28 protein-coding genes and 1 pseudogene are annotated in these 17,015 nt (G+C 30.4%); 3 read left to right on the top strand and 26 right to left on the bottom strand.

Annotation, left to right across the window (positions count from 1 at the left end; genetic code table 11):
- Positions 1-382: transposase (locus h2es_RS07095; RefSeq protein ID WP_195910003.1), on the top strand; the 382-nt coding region annotated here is incomplete at its 5' end.
- A gap of 200 nt (positions 383-582) precedes the next feature.
- On the opposite strand, the gene h2es_RS07090 is transcribed toward h2es_RS07095, so the two are convergent.
- On the bottom strand, positions 583-1,197 hold the full coding sequence (locus h2es_RS07090) for a hypothetical protein (RefSeq protein ID WP_154512664.1): 615 nt from the start codon (positions 1,195-1,197) through the stop codon (positions 583-585).
- Complete coding sequence (gene trbC / locus h2es_RS07085) at positions 1,176-2,018, bottom strand: type-F conjugative transfer system pilin assembly protein TrbC (RefSeq protein ID WP_195910002.1); 843 nt, start codon at positions 2,016-2,018, stop codon at positions 1,176-1,178. The genes h2es_RS07090 and trbC overlap by 22 nt, the downstream gene beginning before the upstream one ends.
- A gap of 72 nt (positions 2,019-2,090) precedes the next feature.
- Between trbC and h2es_RS07590 the strand changes: the two genes are divergently transcribed.
- Complete coding sequence (locus h2es_RS07590; protein WP_195910001.1) at positions 2,091-2,474, top strand: CCDC90 family protein; 384 nt, start codon at positions 2,091-2,093, stop codon at positions 2,472-2,474.
- A gap of 4 nt (positions 2,475-2,478) precedes the next feature.
- Here h2es_RS07590 and h2es_RS07860 read toward each other — a convergent pair whose 3' ends face one another.
- The 20 genes from h2es_RS07860 to h2es_RS06995 all read right to left on the bottom strand — a co-directional run bounded on the left by h2es_RS07860 (position 2,479) and on the right by h2es_RS06995 (position 12,189).
- Positions 2,479-2,868, bottom strand: a complete 390-nt coding sequence (locus h2es_RS07860; RefSeq protein ID WP_154512660.1) for a TraU family protein — start codon at positions 2,866-2,868, stop codon at positions 2,479-2,481.
- Between the two features lie 17 nt (positions 2,869-2,885).
- Entirely contained in the window at positions 2,886-3,824 is a 939-nt protein-coding gene (locus h2es_RS07075; protein ID WP_154512658.1) for a TraU family protein, read from the bottom strand.
- The gene (gene traW, locus h2es_RS07070) at positions 3,812-4,426 is read right to left on the bottom strand and encodes a type-F conjugative transfer system protein TraW (protein ID WP_195910000.1); all 615 of its coding nucleotides are present in this window, start codon (positions 4,424-4,426) and stop codon (positions 3,812-3,814) included. Before traW ends, h2es_RS07075 begins: the two co-directional genes overlap by 13 nt.
- 55 nt (positions 4,427-4,481) lie before the next feature.
- A complete protein-coding gene (locus tag h2es_RS07065; RefSeq protein WP_154512654.1) occupies positions 4,482-5,111 on the bottom strand; it encodes a TraC family protein in 630 nt (209 codons plus the stop codon).
- A gap of 10 nt (positions 5,112-5,121) precedes the next feature.
- Positions 5,122-5,388, bottom strand: coding sequence for a hypothetical protein (locus tag h2es_RS07060; protein ID WP_154512652.1), 267 nt, complete (start codon positions 5,386-5,388; stop codon positions 5,122-5,124).
- Complete coding sequence (locus h2es_RS07055; protein ID WP_154512650.1) at positions 5,378-6,574, bottom strand: TraB/VirB10 family protein; 1,197 nt, start codon at positions 6,572-6,574, stop codon at positions 5,378-5,380. The genes h2es_RS07060 and h2es_RS07055 overlap by 11 nt, the downstream gene beginning before the upstream one ends.
- Positions 6,571-6,957: a hypothetical protein gene (locus tag h2es_RS07050; RefSeq protein ID WP_462687176.1), complete on the bottom strand. Its 387-nt coding sequence runs from the start codon at positions 6,955-6,957 to the stop codon at positions 6,571-6,573. Before h2es_RS07050 ends, h2es_RS07055 begins: the two co-directional genes overlap by 4 nt.
- A 2-nt stretch (positions 6,958-6,959) precedes the next feature.
- Entirely contained in the window at positions 6,960-7,376 is a 417-nt protein-coding gene (locus tag h2es_RS07045) for a TraK domain-containing protein (RefSeq protein ID WP_154512646.1), read from the bottom strand.
- Positions 7,366-7,518 (bottom strand): TraE/TraK family type IV conjugative transfer system protein, encoded by a 153-nt coding sequence (locus h2es_RS07995; protein ID WP_154512644.1) that lies wholly within the window; start codon positions 7,516-7,518, stop codon positions 7,366-7,368. Before h2es_RS07995 ends, h2es_RS07045 begins: the two co-directional genes overlap by 11 nt.
- On the bottom strand, positions 7,469-7,894 hold the full coding sequence (locus h2es_RS07035; RefSeq protein ID WP_154512642.1) for a TraE/TraK family type IV conjugative transfer system protein: 426 nt from the start codon (positions 7,892-7,894) through the stop codon (positions 7,469-7,471). The genes h2es_RS07995 and h2es_RS07035 overlap by 50 nt, the downstream gene beginning before the upstream one ends.
- Positions 7,884-8,186: a type IV conjugative transfer system protein TraL gene (traL, locus tag h2es_RS07030; RefSeq protein ID WP_154512640.1), complete on the bottom strand. Its 303-nt coding sequence runs from the start codon at positions 8,184-8,186 to the stop codon at positions 7,884-7,886. Before traL ends, h2es_RS07035 begins: the two co-directional genes overlap by 11 nt.
- A gap of 27 nt (positions 8,187-8,213) precedes the next feature.
- On the bottom strand, positions 8,214-8,588 hold the full coding sequence (locus h2es_RS07025; protein WP_154512638.1) for a hypothetical protein: 375 nt from the start codon (positions 8,586-8,588) through the stop codon (positions 8,214-8,216).
- A gap of 129 nt (positions 8,589-8,717) precedes the next feature.
- Positions 8,718-9,338 carry a reverse transcriptase domain-containing protein gene (locus h2es_RS07855; RefSeq protein WP_326845025.1) on the bottom strand — a complete coding sequence of 207 codons (621 nt, stop codon included), beginning with the start codon at positions 9,336-9,338 and terminating at the stop codon, positions 8,718-8,720.
- On the bottom strand, positions 9,319-9,957 hold the full coding sequence (locus h2es_RS07850) for a reverse transcriptase domain-containing protein (protein ID WP_268258918.1): 639 nt from the start codon (positions 9,955-9,957) through the stop codon (positions 9,319-9,321). Before h2es_RS07850 ends, h2es_RS07855 begins: the two co-directional genes overlap by 20 nt.
- Before the next feature lie 3 nt (positions 9,958-9,960).
- Complete coding sequence (locus h2es_RS07585) at positions 9,961-10,173, bottom strand: hypothetical protein (protein ID WP_230204297.1); 213 nt, start codon at positions 10,171-10,173, stop codon at positions 9,961-9,963.
- Between the two features lie 338 nt (positions 10,174-10,511).
- Entirely contained in the window at positions 10,512-10,643 is a 132-nt protein-coding gene (locus tag h2es_RS07845) for a hypothetical protein (RefSeq protein ID WP_268258917.1), read from the bottom strand.
- Positions 10,640-10,975, bottom strand: a complete 336-nt coding sequence (locus tag h2es_RS07010; protein WP_154512634.1) for a hypothetical protein — start codon at positions 10,973-10,975, stop codon at positions 10,640-10,642. The genes h2es_RS07845 and h2es_RS07010 overlap by 4 nt, the downstream gene beginning before the upstream one ends.
- 13 nt (positions 10,976-10,988) lie before the next feature.
- Complete coding sequence (locus tag h2es_RS07005; protein ID WP_154512632.1) at positions 10,989-11,264, bottom strand: hypothetical protein; 276 nt, start codon at positions 11,262-11,264, stop codon at positions 10,989-10,991.
- 22 nt (positions 11,265-11,286) lie between these two features.
- Entirely contained in the window at positions 11,287-12,036 is a 750-nt protein-coding gene (locus h2es_RS07000) for a complement resistance protein TraT (RefSeq protein ID WP_154512630.1), read from the bottom strand.
- 9 nt (positions 12,037-12,045) lie between these two features.
- On the bottom strand, positions 12,046-12,189 hold the full coding sequence (locus h2es_RS06995) for a hypothetical protein (RefSeq protein ID WP_154512628.1): 144 nt from the start codon (positions 12,187-12,189) through the stop codon (positions 12,046-12,048).
- Positions 12,190-12,299: 110 nt separating this feature from the next.
- Here h2es_RS06995 and h2es_RS06990 point away from each other — a divergent pair, with 110 nt between their 5' ends.
- Positions 12,300-12,725 (top strand): hypothetical protein, encoded by a 426-nt coding sequence (locus h2es_RS06990; RefSeq protein ID WP_154512626.1) that lies wholly within the window; start codon positions 12,300-12,302, stop codon positions 12,723-12,725.
- A gap of 6 nt (positions 12,726-12,731) precedes the next feature.
- Here the strand turns inward: h2es_RS06990 and h2es_RS06985 are convergent, their stop codons facing one another.
- The 4 genes and pseudogenes from h2es_RS06985 to h2es_RS07990 form a co-directional block, all read right to left on the bottom strand.
- On the bottom strand, positions 12,732-13,523 hold the full coding sequence (locus h2es_RS06985; RefSeq protein ID WP_154512625.1) for a response regulator: 792 nt from the start codon (positions 13,521-13,523) through the stop codon (positions 12,732-12,734).
- A 79-nt stretch (positions 13,524-13,602) separates the two neighbouring features.
- A complete protein-coding gene (locus h2es_RS06980; RefSeq protein WP_154512623.1) occupies positions 13,603-15,984 on the bottom strand; it encodes a sodium:solute symporter family transporter in 2,382 nt (793 codons plus the stop codon).
- 8 nt (positions 15,985-15,992) lie between these two features.
- Positions 15,993-16,892: pseudogene (locus h2es_RS07755) on the bottom strand (SbmA/BacA-like family transporter); the annotation flags it as partial.
- A gap of 5 nt (positions 16,893-16,897) precedes the next feature.
- Positions 16,898-17,008: a hypothetical protein gene (locus h2es_RS07990; RefSeq protein WP_369122809.1), complete on the bottom strand. Its 111-nt coding sequence runs from the start codon at positions 17,006-17,008 to the stop codon at positions 16,898-16,900.
- Between the last annotated feature and the right edge of the window lie 7 nt (positions 17,009-17,015).

The raw sequence follows: 17,015 nt of genomic DNA, 5'->3' as shown, positions 1-17,015 counted from the left end.
AGGATATGATAAGCACAGTAAAAAAGAGAAGAAGAGTGGTAATAGAAGGAATGGTAGTTATAATAAAACAATAATAGATAATGAGGGTAATAAAGTAGCAATAGAAGTACCAAGAGATAGAGAGGGAGAATATGAGCCACAATTAGTACCTAAGGGAATTAGGAGATTTAAAGGGTTTGATGATCAAGTTATCTCATTGTATGGCAGAGGTATGACAATGAGTGAGATCCAAGAGCATATAAAAGAAATATATCAAACAGAAGTATCAAAAGACCTAATATCAACAGTCACTGACGGAGTAATAGAAGAAGTAAATAGCTGGCAAACACGACCATTAGAGAGTATATATCCAATATTATATTTAGAGATTGTATACATGTAAAAGCTAGAGATAATCACACTAGGATAACTATAATTCCAATCAATACCTGTATCTACACTTCCTTCAACTATACCCCCAGCATTAAAGCCACAATCCATTACCTTGTTACACCTAGTATTTACTTCCTCTTTACATATCTTCTCCCTTACCTCTCTTTTTTTATGGCACTCGTATGTATATCTAGGATCTATCTCCACCACCTAATCTATTGGACAATTATTATGCGCTACATCATAATACTGATCACAACTCTCTTTTATCCTAGATACTGTATATGAATCAGGTGGCGTACAGTTTTTATATTCTCCCTTTATAAAATCAAAGTTCTTTACTGCTTTTTGAGACTTTTTCTTTGCTTTATCTATATATCCCTTATTATCTATTACATTTCCTTCAGCATCCTTTTTAAATCCAGCTTCTTCCAACTTTACATCCCTATCATTTATTGCACTTGAACTAAATAACTTGCCTAGCTCACACTCTTTTTCATTACACTTTGTGTTTTCTCCTGTCTTTCCAAGATTTCTTTGTACTGCTCCTTTATCTTCTGCTCTTTTTATATCAAGGCCTGTTCCCTCAACATTCTCTCCTTTATAATGACTAAAACTAGATTTTAAATTTACATTATACGAACTATCTAAATCATGCTCAAACATTCCTTTTATAATTGTGTTTGCAATCTTATTTGCACAACTCTGTGCCTCTTCCTTATATTTCTTAAGCTTTGCTTCACTTAATACTCTATTGCTTGCAAAACAAACATTGCTTAAAAATAATTTTAGTACAAGGCTAATTATTGTAATTTCTCTAACCACGCAGCAGCCTCCTTTTTTAAATCTCCCTTCTCTTTAAACTGCTCAACTGCATATTTTAAACTTACATTCCCTTTCATTAAATCCGATTTTCCATTTTGTATTAACACAAATACTGGCACCTGCTTTATCTCATAAGCCCTAAAAATCTTTGGATTTATATCAACTGCTATACCTTTATCTGATAATCCCTTTATTGCAGCAATTGTCTCTGTGAAATTATTATTCTTTAAACCTCTCATTATTAATTTGCCACCTAACTTCTGCGACCAATTAAATAAATTAACTAATGTTTGCTCTGGCATCGATAAACTTACTGCTACATAAAGCCCTTCAGGAATTGACTGATCTGTTTTATTGTCCTTAAGTATTTGGCTATAACTGTTTAGATATTTATTTATCTCAGCATCTTCTCGAGCTTCCTCATCAATCTTTATTTCTAATTGATTCTGACTATATTCATATATCTTATTCTCTATATTTTTTACAGCATCCTTAGCCCATTCCTCTTCTTCCTTTGCCTTATTTTCAAAATTCGATACCACCTTCTTATACACTTTTTCGTCCACTTTTATTTTTTTAAAAGTTTCTTCTGCTAGCTTTTCATTTTTAAGTGTATCACCTTTATCAAAATTTTCTGTTTTACTAAATCCTTCATATTCTATCTTTTCTCTAGCAGCCTTCTCTTGCATTTTCTTCGCTAATTTCTTTTGCTCTTTAAGTGCTCCACTTTCTTTAAGACGTGAAATTATTTTATCTTGTGCTATTCTAGCATCCCACACCCCCTCTCTAGCTTCTATTTCTTGCACCAAAAAAATTGTCATAATAATGGTTATTATCTTGAATTTATTAGCCCCATACCTTATAATATTATTAATAAATTTATGAATAGCTTTATGAAAACTGAACATTTTACTAATTTCGATACTCTTGCTGCTGTTAAGCAACTCCATGCTGCTGGACTTGAAGATAGAATTGCTGAAGCTATTGTGAATTCCATTTCTATTAGTAGGAAAACTGACCTTTCTAATCTTGTCTCTAAAGATGATTTTTTTGATTTTAAAGAAGAAGTTAAGGAAAGATTTGATACTGTTAATAAAGAAATTATTAGTATCAAACATGATATTCATGATCTTAAAAAAGATACTAAATCTGAAATGGAACTGCTTAGAAAAGACATTATTGCGCAAATGGCTATCAATAAAAATAGTATAACACAATGGCTGATTGGTCTTTTTATGGTCTTGATGATTGCTATTTTTATAAAACCTCATTTCTAATACCTCATAATATACAACACGATCTCTTTTGCCATATAAGATATCCAAAGTCTTCTCTCACTACTGGAACTTCTTTTCCTGCTTCAAATTTGGTAGTACTGCTACCAGGGGGATAACATGTTTTACTTGAATCTGGATTTATCAACTGATAACGATATTGTGATTTCTTAATAACTGGTGCTATTACTTTTTCACAAAGTGCTTTATTACTAGTACCGCTTGTATTAGCTCCCAGTCCACTTCTATGCATTTTTGCAATTATCTTACCTGTTGCAGAAAGTGCATCTGACACTCCCCCATTATGATAATTAATTGATCCATTCATTGGATAAAAAGTACCCTGGCACCCATTACACCAAAATAATGAATCTATTGGTAGTGATGCCTTTGGCATTGAGGTTTTTATACAATCTACTGCACATGCTGATTGTGATACCGCATATTATTAAATAAAAATGCCTCTGGATGCATTAAAAGTGATAATTCATCATCTGTAGTTGGATCTAACTCTGTTGTCCAAAATAAATCAAACCCCACTCTCTCCAAACAAATTACATCTGTAAATATATTCAGCATTAATAAAAGTGGATATACATAATAATGCACATATACTTTAGCTGTTTCTCCACTCGCAGCTTTATTCCTTGCTCCATACCCTCTTTCTATCCCCATATCTATCTTCACTCCACCTAGATTCACAAAGCAATATGGCTCCGCACTTATATCTGTCATCCTAGCTGGCTCCCAAAAATCACCTGTAACTCCTGGTATAGGCATTTTATTCTTTATACATAAGCATAATGGAGATCTTGAGTTCTTCGTATCTGGCTTGTCACTTCTTTTAAGTTCTATACTCCCTATTGTGATTGGAAATAAACATTCCCAGCAAACATCTGTTATTGGATTTATAAACTGTCCTTTGCACCTTTTAGCATTACTTTCAACATCTTCTGCTTTAGTTGGAGTAACTATAAAGATATTTATAGTGCAAATAATTAAAATCAATGATAGTCTGACTGTTGTGTATTTGTTATAAGAGGCCTTTGTAATTAAATAATCACTTTCATATTGATATTTCTCTTTATTTAAACCATATTTTCCCTTTAGAACATTATACAAAGGCCTCTTTTCTATTAAATTTTTTAACTTTTTTCTAATTTTCTTGATGCTTTTTTCTTGATTAGAATGTATAATGCTTCTGTAATTTGATACACATATCAATTTATCATTAGCCTTTGTGAGCCCCACTCCCTTAATCGGTTCTAAAGTCTGGTATGGCATATACTTTATATCTCGCAAAGGCTGATTATTTTGATATTGACTCTCCTGAATTACTTTTATTTCTTCCATTCTTCTTCACCCAGTTCAGTAATCTCAAGTCTCAAACCTGATTGCTCTACTATCGCAGGCACTGCTTTAACACCTAATTTTGTTGTAAGCACTCCTTGCTGATCAAAATATATCCATACTTTCTCCTTTCTCTGTATATCAAGAGGCTTACCCGATGTTAAAATTATCTTTGCTGCACCACCATATTCTTTTCTCTTCTTAAGTGCATATCTTACTTGATACTCATTATTCCCACTTACAAATATCAACCTTTCTCTAAGTGGCACTTTACCCAGCGGATTAACTTTATATCCAGCTTTATAAAGTAAATTTCCATTTTGATCATATATATCTTCAGGAACTATATAACTAGGATCATAATAATATATCCTTTCAGAACTAGATGTCCCTATGCCAGAAACTTCTTCAGGTTCCTCTACTCTCTTTTTAGTCTTATCTATCATCTCTTCTTTTAACTTCTCAACATCCACTACCTTTAGCTTTTTCTCTATATATTCTAATATATCTTCCTCTGCTATCTCCCATAAGTGACCTTCCACTCCAAAGTCTTTTGCATGACTGGGTGTTTTATAAAATAATATTAACCCAAATAATATCGTCACAATCAATATCCAGATTGCAGTTAACACTCTATCATCTTCTAAAAACTCAAATCTTTTAATATAAGAACTCCTTAAGTAACACCGCTAACTCCATATCATCAACTATCTCTACACTGCACCCTAGTCTTTCAAGCGTATAATGCATCTTCTCTTTAAATGTCTTTAGTACTTCTAAATCTTCTTCCCTTTTAACTGTAACCACAAAATATAACGAGAAATCCCTAAAAATATAAAATCCTTTATTTCCAAGTATGTTCTTCCAACTTCCAGAATTAATATAATCTACCCTTCTTCTAGCTAGCTTTTCATATAAAGATCCCCTTTGACTGGCATCTAAATATTTATTAGTAATATGACCTATTTTTGGTGATGCATAGTTTATTATTTCTAGATAACATTCTGTCGGCACTTCATAATTTACAAAGCTACCAAGCACATCCTTTTTTTGTTCACTAAGCCCTGAAAAATGACTTACTTTTAGTATAAATCCATAACTATTTTTATTTTTAAAAATTCCATCACTATACTCATCATATGGCAAATGATCCCATATTTTAGATTCTTCTAAACTATTATTTAGTTCTCTAGATTTTAATCCTCTCCCAATTATCTCTAAACTATCATGCTTAATATCTTTAAATACTTCTTTATAACTATCTAGAACTGTGTTAAAGAAACCTTTCATCTATACCCCCTTATTCAATACCCTCTATTATTTTCTTTTTCACTTTTTTAAATCCTTCATAATGTTCTTTAATCTCAAGCTTTCCTTTTAATTCAGATGATTTTAAATTTTCAGTATTTAAAATTATCTGATCCTTCGCAACCGCTTCTGATTTTTCTAAATCAGCACAACCTATCCCTTTTATAATCCCACATTGCCATTCTTGACTATATTTAGAACATCCTGTAAATGATGTAATGATTATCAATGACAATATTAAAATTAACCTATTTTTCACTTTGCACCTCTTCTAAACTAAAACCTTCTTGAAAAACTATGTCTATTATCGTACCCTCATCTATACTAATCACTGGTTGATACTGCTCAGCTTTCTTTATAAAATAATCACTTAATCTATCGCTACTACTTCCAATACCCTCTGATATCCCACCTTTAAATATATCCTTAATACCTGGCTTCTCTCCAGATAATGTCCCACCAGATAACTTAATTGTTGGCTCTGTACTTCTAGATACTCCTGTGCCCATTCCAGATATCGCACCACTTAAGAAACTCTTGAGTACTAAATCACCCTCTCTTGATATTACCTGACCTCTAACACCACTCTTACCTTGTGATATAACATATCCTTTTATTGAAACCTCTATAACCGTATTTGGCTTTTTTGCACAGGTCATAACAGTTGGCTTAATATAAGCTTTTTCACTTGAAATATCCCCCACAAATGTGCCCTGCATCATACATCCAATTAATACTTTTGTTCTCATTGGCTCAGCTCCAAATCCTGCTGATGTAACACTACCAGTTATCTTCATAAGTACATGCCTAGGATCAGCTTCACTGCTTATCCCTATTCCAGCATCTACTCCTGATATTAATACGGCTTTTACATGTGATCCTGCTGGTATATACTTACCAAATTGGTAATTAGTTTTCTTATGTACTTGCGCATACCCCATATTAGCTACTTCATTCTTAAGACTTTCCTGCTCCTTCATTAACTTGCCATTTTCCTCTTGTAGCCTTCTATCAAATTCTTCTTGTAATTGCTTCTTTTGCTCATTTAAAATTATATCTAGCTCTTCTCTTCCTATCTTACTCTTTTCTAAATTACTAACTATCTGCTCATGCTTTTTCTCAGACATCTCTTGCTTTTGCTTCACTCCTTCTACTACTTGTCCCGCCTGTTTCATCCACATCTCTTCATAACTTACTCCCTTAGCCAAATTATCCACTTCAAACCCTTGCGTATCTGGCTTTTCTTCTGGCTCCTTCTCTTCCTTTTTATCTCCAAATACAAATATACCTGCTAAACTCGCTATAGCACATATTATTACTAATTTTGCCAGCCTATTCTGCTTCTTCTGATTCTTCTCATTTGAATCTTCATTTGCTAAAAAATATTTCGCAAATTGACCCTTTAATACCAAATAATATTTTCTTAGATCAAACCTCTTATTCATTTCGCCTCACTAACTACTATTACACTTACTCTCTCATCAGGCTTTATAACCTCTTTCTCAACATAATTTGCTACTACTTTTGAAAAATATCTTTCAAATATTTTACCTCTTATAATCACCTCTTTATTACTTTTATTGGTCACCTCTATTTTATGTGCAATTAATCCCTCCCCTTTTAGCAGTAGTACATTTGTAATCAGAATTGCCTTTTTATTTGTATTTGGAATTTCTAATCTAGCAGGTATAATATTCTTGTTTACTTTAGTAAACTTATACCCCATATATGGCTTTTCTGCTTGTGCTACTTTGATTATCTTATGTATCGATTCTTCATACTCTGTTAGTGTTTTAGTTTTATTGACTTTCTGTAATGAGCTTTGTATATTTATTTGCTTTGATTGCCTATTTTTTTATTTTGTGATTTGCTTGATATTGGCTTTACAAAAACCTGCACTGACGGCACATCTGATGTAACCACTAAAAACTGATATGTTTTGCCGCTCTCTACTTTTACAAAAAAGTTTACTGGCTTCTCTACCTTTACTTTTAAATACAGATCTTCTTCAGCTGGATTATATTCAATCTCTCCTTCTGTATAATGTAAACTATCTACTTTATCTCCTAAAAACTGTATCCTATTGATTTCTTTTTGCGATAATACCAAATAGATCTTTTCATTATTCTTTGCATAGAATATATTTTCTTCTCCTGCAACATCATTTGCTCCTGCTTCTTCATTTGCAAATCCTATAAGTACAATAAAGATTGCTCCTATTATAAATTTATACCCACTATTTATCATCACCCACCTCTTTAAATGAGTAAAGTAGTACTACTCCACCTCTATTTACAAATTGATATAAATAACTCTTATATTCTCTATTAATTCTCTGATCACCTATATATGTCTCTAAATACCCAGAGATCTTGACTTGGCTTTTCATTGATCCCGTACTCCACAATATCAGAAAAATTATAATAATATTCTTTCTTCTTGATATCTTCTACTAACTTTTCTATTTGTTCTTTAAATCCCTTCCGAAGCCCATTATCAACATTTGCCAACAATAACTCTTTTACTTTATCAGCGTTCCCCTTGTTCATTCCAAATAATAAATGATGAACTTCTGCCGCTCTTAATTTTAAATATTCTTGTGATGCAGTTTTTGTTGTAACTTCTAACCTTTGCTCAATACTAAGTACTAATATTGTTTTTGTATCTTTAGTATAAATAACCACCCCCAATACAATATTTGCAGCTATCATTACAATAAACCCAAGTAATGCTAAATTTCTTTGTAATCTTAAATTATTTTCCATCTTTATATCCTTTAACTATTATTTTTCTTTCATACCCCTTAACTCCTTGCTTAATTGGATTAAGTGATGCTGGTAAATACCAATAAAGCATCCTTGCCATTACTCTTATGAATGATCTCTTCCTATATCTTTGATATAAATACGCAGATATCACACCACTTACTAATCCTATAAATGCCACATCAAATAAAAATAGTATTACCCATATCACTCCACCTATTATCAAAGTATCTATTGGTATTCCTATAGCCCTTACTGGGTTATCTAATGTCTTTGGTATTCTATTTCTCATTTTCTTGTTCCATTTCTTCCTCACTAATTAAAAAAACAATCCTGCTATCATTTTTACTGACATCAATAATAATCCCAGTGTGATCGGTATTAATATTTGCTGCACTTTAAATCCCATGATTCCCATAAATATAGTTACAACTAAAGATAACACTATGACCATCTTTCCAAATCCACCATCTATCCAACTTATGACTTTATTTGTTACATTCTTAAATACCTCTACCTCTTCTTGGCTTCCACCACTTGCAGCATTAGCATCTGGTATAAATAATATGATTACTAAGCATATTATTGATAAATAATAAAGCCATTGTCTTTTTTTAAAAGCTTTGCTCGGCTCTAAGTTGCAATTATGATCATTGTTATTTTTATATATAATTTTATATCTGGTAGAAGTCATAGTATTATCTCCTTAATTAAGTTAAAATTTAGTTTAATACCGAAGTTTATACTATAACTCCCACTACAGAACCGTGCTTGCGATTTTCTCGCACACGGCTCTTCAATATGGTATTTACCTCTCTGGCTCTCAATACAGTGCATAGCATATCCTCGGTATTGGTAGTGGATTATGTTGTAAATAGCTACAGTATATTTCAAAAGATATACTTTTCTTCTGACTTCTTCTGTTTACCCACTTAAACACCATACTCACTATTTGATTATAAAACTGTTTCAGGCAGTGATAATTACCGCTAACTCCAAAATAATTATAATGTCCCGTCAATTTAGACTTCAATGTTGGCCACCACTCTTTAAGCTTCAGTTTAGACCGTATCTTCTTTATCCATTCCTTAGTTTCCTTGAGTTTACGACATATATTTTCTTTACTGGTTTTATGTCCCACAACAAAATATCCTCGTCTACTCTTACCACAATAATGTGTGAATCCAAGAAAGTTAAAAGTTTCCACTTTTCTTTTATGCTTTTGAGCTTGTTTCCAAACCTGTCGTCCAAATCTTAAAACTTTAGTTTTATCTTTAGATATTTCTAAACCAAACTTCCCTAGTCTAGTTTGAAGCTTTAATAAAAATTCCTTTGCATCTTTTTCACTTTCACAACATACAACAAAATCATCACAGTATCTTATTAATCCTACATACCCTTTTGATACTGGCTTTACTTTCTTTTCAAACCATAAATCCAGCACATATTGTATCTATATATCTACCTTCTTCAACATATCCTGCTCTGAGGAATCTATTTATTAACAGTATTAAATTCTTATCAATAATTCTTTCCTTTAAACATCGTTGCAGCCATTCATGATTAACATTATCAAAGAACCCTTTTATATCTACTTCTACTATATAGTTAATTGGTTTCTTCATTACCTCATTATTTAACGCTTTAACTGCATCATGACAGCTAAGTTTAGGTCTAAACCCATATGATACATCCAGAAAGTCTGCTTCATAAATTCTTTCCAGAATTTTCTTTAGCATTATCTGAACTAATTTATCTTCAACTGATGGTATACCAAGTCCTCTCTTACCTCTCTTTCCAGCCTTTGGTATATATACTCTTTTTACTGGTTTGGGTTGATAAGTTTTAGACTTTAGTCTTTCCACCAATTGCTTAACATTAGCATCTAGGTTTTTGCCATATACCTCAACTGTTTGGCCATCAATCCCACAAGCCTTGTTTCGCTTGAATTCTTGATAGCACTCCACAAGATTCAAATCATTCACATGATGTATCAACAATGTGAACTTCAACTTCTTGTCCTGTTGAGCCTTCTTGGCTATCTGTGCTAGCTTTACTTCCATCCTCTATAACCTCCGTGTGTTATTCAGGTTGCCACTATCACAGTCACTACATTGCTGCTCCCTTACCCATATACATAGCTTTCCTATGCTCCGAGTATTATGAAGCAGTCCGACTTCTTCTATGTCATTTGCCAGTTCTCGCCTGTTTTGACTTGTTCCAGCATACTCTTTCGAGAACATAGAAGATCTCCCAAGTTTACATAAACTCCATTTCATATCATGCCACGGACTTAGACCCCGATAGAGTGAGTGATGACTTACTATATCGTCACCCTTCATACAGCCTTCCGCACAATGAAAAACGTCGGCCTCTATAATATCGAGTATTTCGGGGCTCAACACCTTCACTTGCGTTGCAGCCTGATATGTCCCTTCTACTGGCTCCATTACACTTGTCACCTCATGTAATGCAATAGTTGGTTCTATACTGTTAGTTAGACTTTGTATAGATCGGATTTTCACCGATTGTTCTTTATGCACTTTCCTTGGCGCACTCATGCTTTCTCCTTTTTTATTAAAAATTTATTTTTATTTTCTATTTTTTATTTTTTATTCTACTTCATCATTCTTACATCTTGATCATTGATCTGACTTTCCCCAGTTAGTCTTTTAGTATGGGGACTAGTCTCTTTTTTATCTTTAAAATTCCTTATTAGCATTACTGATAAAGAAATTACAAAGCTCATAAATCCTCATTATTTATTATCTCAATACTGCTTTTTTCATCTAGATATAAGTAATCCATATATTTACCCTTATTTAACGAACCTGTTAACTGTACTTTTTTACCAACACATAGTTTCTCTTTATTTTCTTCTAAATATTTATGTAACTTCTTCCCTGTCACCACAATTTCACATTCAACTCCATCGTCTTCCTTAATATTCATCCAACTAAATCCAGATATATCATCACTTACTCTACTCGCAATACATGACCCACTTGAAATTACTCCACTCACTATTGCGTTTTCTTGGTATATTACTTTCTCTTGTTTACTTATTTGTGCAGTATCCATATTGGCCTCGTATTTAATTAATTATTTTAACTCCAGCTTTTTCATTCACGATTAAGAAGTGATTATCCTCTCCTTTTATCATGATTCCATTGAGTTTAACTTTTGCACCTCTTGCTAGTTCTTGCTCATGTATATGGCAATAACCTAATGTATTATGACCGCAAATTAGTCTAGAACATAGTTTGCCATCTCCTTGATCTATATGAGCCCATGCACCTATTTTGATCGGACTTATATCAATCTTTTCTATTTTTATATCTTTTGTTATTATTCCTTTTACTATTGCCATTCTTTACTCCTTATTCCATTTGCTATAATAATCCTGAAATTGATTTTACTAATCCCTCAGTTAGCTTAGGTTCTGCTTCTTCAAACTTCAGATTAGTTTTCTTAGCCACACTCATTATTCTTGTTTGGTATTTTTTCCAATTAGTCTTTTGTTCCCATGTAGATTTTTTATAACCACTAGTCCCTTGCTTTAAACTTGCATCACTACTTTCTGTGACAAAATTACCATCTGCTTTTTCGCTGATTTGTAAATCTGTAACCATGGTGAAATTGACAACCTCTACTGCTGTATCTAATATTGTATTTCCTATACCTGTAATCAATCCAACTCCTAACATGCTTTTTCCACTTCCACCTGTGGCACCTGCAATTGCAGCTCCTGTTGCAAATCCCTCAAGCCCTGAACCATATCCACTACTGATTGCTTCAAATGGGTTTTCTAAAGTTGATCTACCTACTTGTAAAATATTTGCTTGTATCATTATGTTGGCTTTTTTAGGACTATTTACAATTGTATATCCTTTGCTTTCTATTGCTGATCTTATTTTACCTTCTATATCGAGTCCTGACTTATCTGAAGTATTTCTGATTTGTAATAATACTGTTTTTTTATCACCCTCTATTGGATCAAGAAATACTGTGTCGCTCATTTTAGTTTCAACGGCTAAACTACCATGTTTAATAATTTTTGTGGTTGTATTGCAAGCTGGTAGAATTCCGATTCCTGTTGTTAGAACAGCTATTATTAGGTATTTTTTTATTTGTTTTTGCATTTCTTGCTCCTAATTTTGCGAATTACACCAACCCTTGAGATTATGTATTTTTACCTTATTGAATATCGCTATCTTTTCTAAAATCACTGCTTCAGTCTCTCTAATCTCTAAGGCTATACTTGGTCTTAATATATAAAATTTACTTTTCTTCATTTTTATATTATAATTATTAAAATTTATGTATTAAGAGTATTATAATTTAATATTTTATAAATAAAACACTGAATACATAATTATTATGTAATTAACACATTGATAAGGCAGTGTCAAATACTATTAACAATAATAAACAAATTTTAGATATAGTTTTAAAAATTAGAGAAGCCATGAGAAGTAGTAGACTAGAAGTTAGGCATATTGCTGAAATAACTGGTTTAAAAAAATATACTGTAACTAATGTTCTTATGGGAGAAAGCAAAAGATTTGATTACATTAGCTTAATGGCTGACGCAGTTAATCTACCTCTTTCCAGTAATGATAATGACAAAACTATTATAAATAGTTCACTTTATGGCACCGCTTGTGAAGCTTGTTTAACTGTGATCAAAGATTTGAAAGAAAATTTTACTAAATATCAAATTGAACAATTTATTTTTAATACTTATTTAAATGCTAAAAAATTAAATATAAAGGATGTTAAAATTTTAATTGGTTATGCTCACGCACTTATAGAAAATAAGAAAATTTAAATTTTCTTATTTCACTTTTATTAATTTTTCTCCATTATTAGCTATATTATCTCCATAATAATAAAATATTTTTTTATCTCCTATTTTTAATGTTTTCGCATCCTTTATATGATTTGATAATTTATCATTATTAATCATGCTTTCATTAGTGCATAATATTTTCTGTCCAGCTTTTATATAATTTATATATTCCTGAGAAACATACTCACTTTCTTGACATATTTCACTGACTGATTCAGATTTCTCTATTGTTGATATTATAAGTAGTTTTTCATTTCCACTATTATCTACCAATAAATAACTTTCCTCAACTTTTTGGTCCATAATATCCCAGAGAAAATCAGAATATTTATCTGAGTCTAATAAACTATTAGATCCATTTTTTAAAATCATATCAATATATGGTTTACTTGCTCTTTGAAAATATTTTTTTCTTCCTAGATTTACTATTTTTATTAGTTTTTCAAATAAATCTATTCCATCCATCTCTGGCATATGATAATCTGCTATTATTACTGGAATTACATTATTTTTTATATCAGAATTACATATTTTGTATATTTCTCTTACATAAAGCTCTATAGCACTATTTTCTAATTCTTCCGCTAATACATTATTTATAGGTATTATGCTTTCTATTTTAATAGAATTTTTACAATATTTTATTGCTTCACTTACGTTACTCAATCCTTGAACTTTACGTGTATCTTTTTTTAAAAATTTTAATGATGCATCTAAAAAGTTAATATCATCATCTACTAATACTACAGTTCCTTTAAAATTTAATATTGGTAACATTTTCATCTTAAAAAATAATAATAATAAAATTATTTATATGATAATAGATAATTTATTATATTACAAATATAATGTAATTTTATTCACTAATAGAAAATATCAAAGTAAATTTTGTATATTCACTCATTTTAGACTCACATATTCTTCTCCCATTCATTTTTTCCATAGCATATTTACAAAATGCTAAACCCAATCCACTACCATCTTTATTTGTTGTAGTAAAATGATGAAAAATATATGGAATAAATTTCTCATCTATCCCTATAATATCGTCATATACAACTATTTTATTTTCATATGCTTCTATTTTAATATTTCCTCTTTGATATTTTTTTCTCTGATATAAAGCATTTTTTATAAGATTAACAATTACTTGCTTAACTAAAAATTTATCAAGCTTTATTAGATTATTATTTTTTATCTCTTTATATTGTATTAATTTCCATTCTTCATTAGTTAAACCATAATCATTTAAAGCTTCTCTGATTAACTTACCTAGGCAAGTTAGTTCTAGAATTAAATCATAATTTTGTTTTATATTTACTATGAATGTTTCTATATTGTTCTGCGCTCTCTTTATTATATTTAAATTTTCATTAATCAAATTGTTATTTTTTTCATTTAATAGCAAAACCATATTACCTGCTATAGATGATAACGGACCTCGAATTTCATGTGCTATTATACTTCCCATAATCTGCATATCTTCAAGCATTTTATCATTTTTCCTAAAAAATATAATAGAAGATGCGCATATATATAATATCATTAAAGATAATCTAGTTATTTGAGAAGATATATCACTACTATTATTATTTAGAATTACAACAGTAATGAGTCCACAAAAACAACACAACATTAGCCTTAGTATAATCTTATCCCATCTATAATATATAATTAATAACGTTATTGTTAAGGCAAAATGGAATGTAAAAAATATTAGTATTAAATTTATTATTACAATTGATAATTCTATAAAAGAAAAATTACCAGTAGCTATATCACTTGTAATTATCCATAAGCTGATTGGTAACATTGTATAGCTTAATTGTGATATTTTAATTTTATTATTAACATTTTGAATATAAAACAATAATCTTGTCTTATTAAGAATGAATTTAAGAGGCTTTTCTGAAAAAATTATATAACTTATTATACTAACACTTAAGCTTATCAAAAATGTTGCCTCTTCTAATTTTAAAGGTAGCAAATAAACTATTATGTAGCTTATTATTCCTAATAATGAACTACTCCAAAACATTATTGGTGTTTTATTGTACTTAAATAACCCAAATACAAAAGGAACAAAAATTGCTGAATTATATAATTGTGCAAAAAATAATATAATTCCAAATATAGTCTCGGCATTTAGAGTAATAAGAATAGATAACACTCCAATTGCTATACATGTAATTCTCGCAAAAAATAATCCACTTTTTTGTTGTGATTTCAGCAATATATCATTAACAAATATAACTGAAGCAGTATTAATAACTGAATCAGCAGTTGATATTATAACTGCTGCTAACGCGATTCCAAATAAAGAATATAATACTTCGTTATTTAAAAAATTTTTAATAACTATAAATATCATTTGATTACTATCATCATTTGGATATTTAATTAATCCTATTGCACCAATAATAATCACCATTATTGTAGATAAAACAGTAATTAAGGATAATAGATTGATAGCTGATTTCAACTTATTTACATCTTTTGTTAACAAAAATCTATGCATCATATCAGGAGTATCATCTGGAAGGCAAAAGCCTATAATTATTGCAATTATACTCCACCAGCTAATATTTTTCTTAAAGCTTTCTTGCGGCACACTGGTAATTAAATTCTCTATATTATGACCATTATCTTGCACTAGAAATATTGTAATTATAGGTAAGATGATAATAAAAATGAAAAATTGTAATATATCCGTTTTTATAACTCCTACTATTCCTTTAGTAGAGGTATAAGCAACAATTATTATGAATGAAATAATCGCACTTATTTCCCCATTATATCCAAGTATACTAGTAAAAAATGAAGAGAGTGATTTGACTTGCATTGAAAGCGCACCTAATAAAAAAACAAATGAAACTCCCCCTATATGTTGCCTTAGCCTTATATTACCACCATACATTTTACTTATCATCTCCGGCATTGAGATACAGCCATAATAACTCTTAATCTTTGGAATTAAATAAGAAAATAAAACAAGAGAAATTGGTATGCATAACAGCATTGGCATAAAAACCAAACCTATTTCATGAACTTGAGATACACTCCCTATTGTTGATTCACCACCAATTGCTATTGCTGTAACAGTTGCAGATAACGCTAATTTTGAAATTGGTTTACCACCTAAAGCATACTCTTTAAAATTTTTTATTTTCTTTCTAAATAATACCCCAACAAATAAAAATAAAATTAACGTTGCATATATTATTATCTCTTTTAACATTACAGATTTTAATGGTTAAAATACAAATGTAGCCGATTTTTATCAATAATCTTAGAAAATTTTGGCATTACTTTATTTTTATGAGTTATAAGTATTATAGTTGTGTTTTTATACTCAAGTAGTGGGTAAATAAGGGCTAATCTCAATTTTCCATATGGCATATAACCTTTTTGCGGTATAAACATTATTTTTGAATTTTTAGGATATATAATTTCTCCAGAAGAATATGGCCATATACCTTTTAACGTTCTAAATATAGTGGATTTGCCACTCCCATTCTCTCCCTTTAATATATAATTATTCTTTATTATTTTCTCTGTTGTTTTTTCTAATATTTTCTCACCATTAGGCAAGCATATTTCTAAATTTTTTAATTGAATATTACTTCCTTTAAATTTAATCTGTACTTTATTCTTTTTATTTTCCTCTCCACATTCTTCTATGCTATTTTGAAATCCATGTAATCTCTCTAATACTGCCTTTAATGTAGCTATATTAATATATGACTCTATCATCCAGGATAATGCTGTTTTTATTTCATCAAATGCTTTTATCGTTTGCATTAAAACCCCTAAAGTTATTGCTGCTGCAAAATATCTAGGAGCTAATACTAAAATCGGCAATATAACTGCTGTTTAATTATAAAATGATACAAATGATATAATCTTCATTTCTCTAAATATCATCTTTTTAGTATTTTTAACTATTTTTGTAAATTTTTGCATTATTCCATCTTTCTCAAACTTTCCTGCATCATACATAGCTATTGCTTCTGCATTTTCTCTTGTTCTGATTAATTGATGCCTGAAATCGGCTTCTGTTTTCTCACCTCTAAACAGTATTTCTGATAATGGCTTACCTATTTTATGCGTTAAATAAGTACCTAATGAGGCATATATTAATGCAACCCAAACTAAATATCCTGGTTAATATCATTTGCTATCCTTTGATCTGGATTATCTATTTCTCTATTTATTGCTTTTGCAATATAATAACTATTTCCTCTTGTCCACTTATTAACTATATTTTCT

The organism is Rickettsiales endosymbiont of Trichoplax sp. H2 (assembly GCF_009690945.1).
Lineage (GTDB): Bacteria > Pseudomonadota > Alphaproteobacteria > Rickettsiales > Midichloriaceae > Aquirickettsia > Aquirickettsia rohweri.
Note: the sequence above shows the minus strand (reverse complement) of the source record. Positions and strands in the feature narration are given on the sequence as shown.

Bases quoted from the DNA above. Each gene is read 5' to 3' on its own strand.
- trbC (WP_195910002.1), bottom strand. From the start codon at position 2,018: ATGACAATTTTTTTGGTGCAAGAAATAGAAGCTAGAGAGGGGGTGTGG.
- h2es_RS07590 (WP_195910001.1), top strand. From the start codon at position 2,091: ATGAAAACTGAACATTTTACTAATTTCGATACTCTTGCTGCTGTTAAG.
- h2es_RS07860 (WP_154512660.1), bottom strand. From the start codon at position 2,868: ATGCCAAAGGCATCACTACCAATAGATTCATTATTTTGGTGTAATGGG.
- h2es_RS07075 (WP_154512658.1), bottom strand. From the start codon at position 3,824: ATGGAAGAAATAAAAGTAATTCAGGAGAGTCAATATCAAAATAATCAG.
- h2es_RS07065 (WP_154512654.1), bottom strand. From the start codon at position 5,111: ATGAAAGGTTTCTTTAACACAGTTCTAGATAGTTATAAAGAAGTATTT.
- h2es_RS07055 (WP_154512650.1), bottom strand. From the start codon at position 6,574: ATGAATAAGAGGTTTGATCTAAGAAAATATTATTTGGTATTAAAGGGT.
- h2es_RS07045 (WP_154512646.1), bottom strand. From the start codon at position 7,376: ATGATAAATAGTGGGTATAAATTTATAATAGGAGCAATCTTTATTGTA.
- h2es_RS07995 (WP_154512644.1), bottom strand. From the start codon at position 7,518: ATGAAAAGCCAAGTCAAGATCTCTGGGTATTTAGAGACATATATAGGT.
- h2es_RS07035 (WP_154512642.1), bottom strand. From the start codon at position 7,894: ATGGAAAATAATTTAAGATTACAAAGAAATTTAGCATTACTTGGGTTT.
- traL (WP_154512640.1), bottom strand. From the start codon at position 8,186: ATGAGAAATAGAATACCAAAGACATTAGATAACCCAGTAAGGGCTATA.
- h2es_RS07025 (WP_154512638.1), bottom strand. From the start codon at position 8,588: ATGACTTCTACCAGATATAAAATTATATATAAAAATAACAATGATCAT.
- h2es_RS07850 (WP_268258918.1), bottom strand. From the start codon at position 9,957: ATGGAAGTAAAGCTAGCACAGATAGCCAAGAAGGCTCAACAGGACAAG.
- h2es_RS07585 (WP_230204297.1), bottom strand. From the start codon at position 10,173: ATGAAATGGAGTTTATGTAAACTTGGGAGATCTTCTATGTTCTCGAAA.
- h2es_RS07845 (WP_268258917.1), bottom strand. From the start codon at position 10,643: ATGAGCTTTGTAATTTCTTTATCAGTAATGCTAATAAGGAATTTTAAA.
- h2es_RS07010 (WP_154512634.1), bottom strand. From the start codon at position 10,975: ATGGATACTGCACAAATAAGTAAACAAGAGAAAGTAATATACCAAGAA.
- h2es_RS07005 (WP_154512632.1), bottom strand. From the start codon at position 11,264: ATGGCAATAGTAAAAGGAATAATAACAAAAGATATAAAAATAGAAAAG.
- h2es_RS07000 (WP_154512630.1), bottom strand. From the start codon at position 12,036: ATGCAAAAACAAATAAAAAAATACCTAATAATAGCTGTTCTAACAACA.
- h2es_RS06995 (WP_154512628.1), bottom strand. From the start codon at position 12,189: ATGAAGAAAAGTAAATTTTATATATTAAGACCAAGTATAGCCTTAGAG.
- h2es_RS06985 (WP_154512625.1), bottom strand. From the start codon at position 13,523: ATGTTACCAATATTAAATTTTAAAGGAACTGTAGTATTAGTAGATGAT.
- h2es_RS06980 (WP_154512623.1), bottom strand. From the start codon at position 15,984: ATGTTAAAAGAGATAATAATATATGCAACGTTAATTTTATTTTTATTT.